Source organism: Methylobacterium sp. SD274, assembly GCF_017355285.1.
Lineage (GTDB): Bacteria > Pseudomonadota > Alphaproteobacteria > Rhizobiales > Beijerinckiaceae > Methylobacterium.
Genome location: NZ_JADIJP010000064.1, coordinates 1 through 4,626, shown reverse-complemented (window position 1 = coordinate 4,626; position 4,626 = coordinate 1). Strand labels below are relative to the sequence as shown.

The 4,626-nt window shown below is 65.5% G+C and carries 3 protein-coding genes and 1 pseudogene; 3 read left to right on the top strand and 1 reads right to left on the bottom strand.

Going from position 1 to position 4,626, the window contains the following annotated elements; translation table 11 throughout:
• Both IPV08_RS24175 and IPV08_RS24170 read left to right on the top strand, forming a co-directional pair.
• Positions 1-221, top strand: a 221-nt coding sequence (locus IPV08_RS24175; RefSeq protein WP_207414385.1) for a helix-hairpin-helix domain-containing protein, incomplete at its 5' end; no start/stop codon positions are given.
• A 268-nt stretch (positions 222-489) separates the two neighbouring features.
• Positions 490-705 carry a hypothetical protein gene (locus IPV08_RS24170; RefSeq protein WP_018041891.1) on the top strand — a complete coding sequence of 72 codons (216 nt, stop codon included), beginning with the start codon at positions 490-492 and terminating at the stop codon, positions 703-705.
• Positions 706-886: 181 nt separating this feature from the next.
• Here the strand turns inward: IPV08_RS24170 and IPV08_RS24165 are convergent, their stop codons facing one another.
• On the bottom strand, positions 887-2,998 hold the full coding sequence (locus IPV08_RS24165; RefSeq protein WP_200919247.1) for a TonB-dependent siderophore receptor: 2,112 nt from the start codon (positions 2,996-2,998) through the stop codon (positions 887-889).
• Between the two features lie 681 nt (positions 2,999-3,679).
• Here IPV08_RS24165 and IPV08_RS24160 point away from each other — a divergent pair.
• Positions 3,680-4,626, top strand: a pseudogene (locus IPV08_RS24160) (caspase family protein); the annotation flags it as partial.

Genomic DNA, 4,626 nt, shown 5'->3' with positions numbered 1-4,626 from the left:
AAACGCAGCAGGCCATCGACAATGCGGGGCCGGCGGCGGTCTCCGTGGTGGATCTCAACACCGCCTCGGTGGCGGAACTCAACGGCCTCAAGGGTGGCGGCATGATCGGCCGCGCCATCACCCAGCGCAGGCCCTACGCCTCGGTGGATCAGCTTCTCTCGAAACGCGTCCTCAGCCGGTCGACCTATGAGCGGATCAAGAACCAGGTGACCGTGCGTTGAGCGATGGAGGCCGGCTTCGTGCTGGCATCGAACGCCGCCGCTCCGTAAGATCGGCGAAACGACGGTGGGTTGCAGCCGTGCGACCCGCCAGAGGGACAACGAGGCGTCGGGGCCGGATGGGTGAGGTGCGTGCCATGGCGGCTCGGCGAGGGACAGCCCGGTTCACCGGCATTGCGCGGACCGTTTTCGCAAAGCCCGCTCCGCCATCCACGGGACAAAGCCGCATCCCACGCGCCCGATGCACCGGAAACGCTTGAAAGGACCCGATATGTTGACACAGCCCAGCAACATCACCCTGCGCGACGATCTCGGGGTGACGGAGACCTCCGAGACCGACAATGTGGTGCGGTGGGATGGCGAGCGGCTCTATGTCGAGCACGACATTTATCACAACGGCCAGCTCGTCCATAAGAAGTACCGCAAGAACGTCACCGAGCCCGTGGCGAGAGCGCTCCAGGCGCTGATCAATCGCGCCAAGCAATAGGCGAGCAAGCAATAGGCGCGACGGCGTCAGGCCCCACCGTCGCAGGAGACCGCAGTGCCAGAGGCGGGATCGGCCCTACCGGGGCCGGTGATGGGGCCGCCGATCTCGGTCGCCGCACCGCGTCACATCCCGCGACCGGCCGGGCGCGAGGTGTGACTTGCGGCAGGCAGCGAGCCTTACCTCAGTAGCGGGCCGTCACGCTGGCGAGGACGGTGAGCGGTGCGCCGGGGAGATTGTTGAACTGATTGAAGGGCTGCTCGATGTAGCGGCGATCCGTGAGGTTGCGGCCGTTCACGGCGAAACGCCATGTCGGGTCGATCTCGTAGAACAAGGTCGCGTCGAGGCGCGCATAGGCGCCGACCTTGTAACTGTTGGTGATGTCGCCGAAGCGCTCGCCCACATAGGTGACGCCGCCGCCGAAGCCCCAGCCCCGCATCGGGCCGCTCTGGAACTGGTAGGTCGACCACAGGCTGGTGCTGAAGGTCGGGGCAGCCGGGAGCCGGTTGCCGATGGCGATCGTCGTATCCTGCGTCACCTTTGCATCGAGATAGCCGATACCGCCGATGATCCTCCATCCGGGCAGGATCTCGCCCGCAATGTCGGCCTCGACGCCCTGCGAACGCTGCTCGCCGGTGATGATGGAGAAGCCGGTATTGATTGGGTCGGCCGCGGCGACGTTCGCCCGAACGATCCGGAAGGCGGCGGCGCTCAGGGTGAGGCGATTGGGGATCAGGTCGACGCGCGTGCCGATCTCGACCTGCTCGCCGGTCTCCGGCGCCGGCGTAAGGCCACCGATGACGTTGGCGGTCTGTGGGGTGAAAGAAGTCGTGTAGCTTCCATAGACGGTGAGCGGCTCGATCGGCCGCCAGACCAGGCCGACGCGCGGTGAGGTTCCGGTGACGTCCCGCGTGGGTGGGACGGTGTTGTTGGTGAGGGTGCGCTGAAAATACAGCTGGTTGGCCGTATCCACACGGACGCCGAGGACGAGTTGCAGCCCCTGGGCCAGCTCGATCTGGTCCTGCATGTAGGTGCCGACCATGAACAGGTTCTGCCGCAGGTCACTCTGCAGGGCGAGCGTTCCGATCTGCGGGATCGATCCCCGGATCGGGTTGAGGAAGGAAACCGCGCTTGCTGTCCCCTGCTGCGTATAGGGATGACGGTAACCGTCGACGATTTCGACGCCGAACAGGGCCGTGTGGCGGAAGCCGAACAGGTCGAAACGGGCGACGGCTTCCGTCTGGCTGTCGATCGAGTTGTAGATGGACTCGACCTCGGACAGACGCCGCGTCAGCGACGCCCCGTTCGCGCTCACCCCGGTGGCGCGGGTGGCCAACACATCGAACTGGCCCCACTGGCCGTTGATCACCTGCCGCAGGGTCAGGCTTTCGTTGACGTCATGCTCGGCCCGCAGGGTGATGGAGTTCGATTCGCCATAATACCGGGACCATGACTCGCCGTAGTAACGGCGGATGTTGTCCAGGGGCACCCGGCCCTGGAAAGCCGTGAGACCTTCGTCATACTGGCTGTGCTGGCGCGAGAACTCGGCACTCAGGGAGATCCGCGTCGATGCGTCGGGCGTCCACAACAAGGACGGCGCGAAGAAATGCCGCGAATTGGAAGGGCCACCGAAATCCCGGAAGGTGGGGTCGTCCTGCGTGGCGAAGCTGAAGCGGGCGGCGAGCCCTTCCGTCCCGGGAACGGCCCCCGTCACCGAGCCCTGAAGCCGCCGGAATGCGTAAGACCCGCCCTGCAGGGTGAGGTCCGCGGAGGGCGTGAGCATGGGCTGGCGCGTGACGATGTTGATCAGGCCACCGGGATCGCCCCTGCCATAGAGCACGGAGGTGGGGCCCTTGAGAACTTCCACGCGCTCGACATTGGCGAGGTCGCGCTGTGTCGGTTGGAACGTGTTGGCCGGGTTCAGCAGCACGCCGTCGATCGCGTAGGTCTGCGTGTTGAAGCCGCGCAGCACATAAGTGTCGGACCGGCCCTGGATGGTGCCGGCGGGCTGGACATTGCTCACATTGGTGAGCGCATCGGTCAGGCGGACGTCCTGCTGGTCGATGAGCACGTCACGGGGCACGACTTGGACCGATTGCGGAGAGTCGCGCAGGGCGGTGTCCGTCCGGGTCGAGGTCGCGGAACGGCTCGCCCGGTAGCCGGTGACGGGGCCGTTCGCCCGTTCGCCACTGCCGATCACCGACAATTCCGACAACACCACCGCCTGCTCGGCCGGGAGCACCTGGGCTCGCGCACCGGAGAACGGCACGACACCGATCGCCAGGATGGTCGTCATCTTCAAAACGACGAGCGGGCGCAGCACTGTGCTGCAATATAATTCTTCTTTTAGCTTATTCATGATGTCGTCGTCTCAAGTCTCGGCATGTCTTGGCCGGCATCGAGATCTGTAGAAGGACAAAGATGTTCGCTACAAGCACGCCTCATCCATCATGAGTGGGCGTAATCAAGTTCTTAAACACCTGTTGTAATTCCACTACTCTCTGGAAAAGCTCCAAACTATTTCTTATCGACAAATTAAAGACGTTAATTGTAGTATATAAGTAAATATTTTTCTGAAAAACGGCACCAAGCGCGACGCCCTCTGCCTAGCGAAGACCTCCATGACCGACAATGTCGTACGTTGAAAGGACGCGTAGGCCGATAAGGAACACGACATTCGGCACAACGGTCGGCTCAGTGATGGAAAGTGCCGCCGGAACGTCACCGAGGGTGGCGAAAGCACTCCGGGCACCGATCGATCGTGCCGAGTAAGAGCGGACATCGAACGTAGACCTTCGATCACCGGCCCAGCGGACAGGCGCATCCCTGAGTCGCGATCGTCGCCGCTCGGAGCGAGGATTTGGTAAGGCCGATTCCGGTCATCCCTGGACGAGGCCCCCCTCCTGCACGATTGTGCGATGGCTCGCGCTCTGGTCGTCCGCGATGCTCCGTATGATGTCGCTCGCAGCGTGATGCGGCGGCGGAGTTCGACGTGGTGGGGGCGCGCGACCTCGACGAGGATGCCCTGCGCAAAGCCCTGCGCGACTTCCTCGACAAGGCGGCGGCCTCGGGGCCGGACACGGTGGCCTTCGTCTATCTCGCCGGATACGGGCTGCAGTTCGAGGGCGAGACCTTCTTCGCGCCGGTGAATGCCCGCATCGTCACCGCCGTCGACGTTCCGGTCGCGGCCCTGCGGGTATCAGACTATCTCAAGCGCCTCTCCACCGTGCCGTTGAAGGCCCGGTTCGTGGTGCTCGATGCGGCCCGCGCCAACCCGTTCTGAAGACGGGCGAACCGCTCGCCGGCGGTCTCGCCCTGGTAGAGGCCGAACCCGGTAGCCTCATCGCCTACAACGCGGCGCCCGGCACCGTGGCGCCGGGCGAGACGGGGGCCTATGGCGCCTATGCGCAGGCCTTGGTGGAGATGATCCGCGAGGGCGGCCTCCAGCCGGCGGCCCTCTTCGACCGGGTGCGCCTGCGGGTGAACGAGACCACCAAAGGCGCGGCCATGCCCTGGGACGACGCCCGGATCGAGGCACCGTTCGTGTTCTTCGAGCGCAATGCCGACGCGCCCGCCCCGGCGCAGCCCGAGCCGATCGCGGCCCTCCGCGACCGGCCGTTAGGCGACATCGGCGCGCGGGACGCCTATTCGGTGGCGGTCGAGCGCGACACGCTGCAAGGCTACCAGGATTTCCTCGGGGCCTATCCCGACGACCCGATGGCCAAGCGCGTGCGCGCCATCGTGGCCGCCCGGCGCGAGGCGACGACTTGGCGCCGCGCCCTGTCTGCGGGCACGCAGGACGCCTACTGGTCCTACCTCTCGCGCTACCCGCGCGGACCGCACGCGGCGGATGCGCGCCGCCGCCTCGCCCGCCTCTCCGCCCCGCCGCGTCCGCCCGAGGCCTTCACCGCACTCTCCTTCGAC

What these genes read in the sequence shown, in the direction of transcription:
- IPV08_RS24170 (WP_018041891.1), top strand. Translation starts at nt 490, where the DNA reads ATGTTGACACAGCCCAGCAACATCACCCTGCGCGACGATCTCGGGGTG.
- IPV08_RS24165 (WP_200919247.1), bottom strand. Translation starts at nt 2,998, where the DNA reads ATGACGACCATCCTGGCGATCGGTGTCGTGCCGTTCTCCGGTGCGCGA.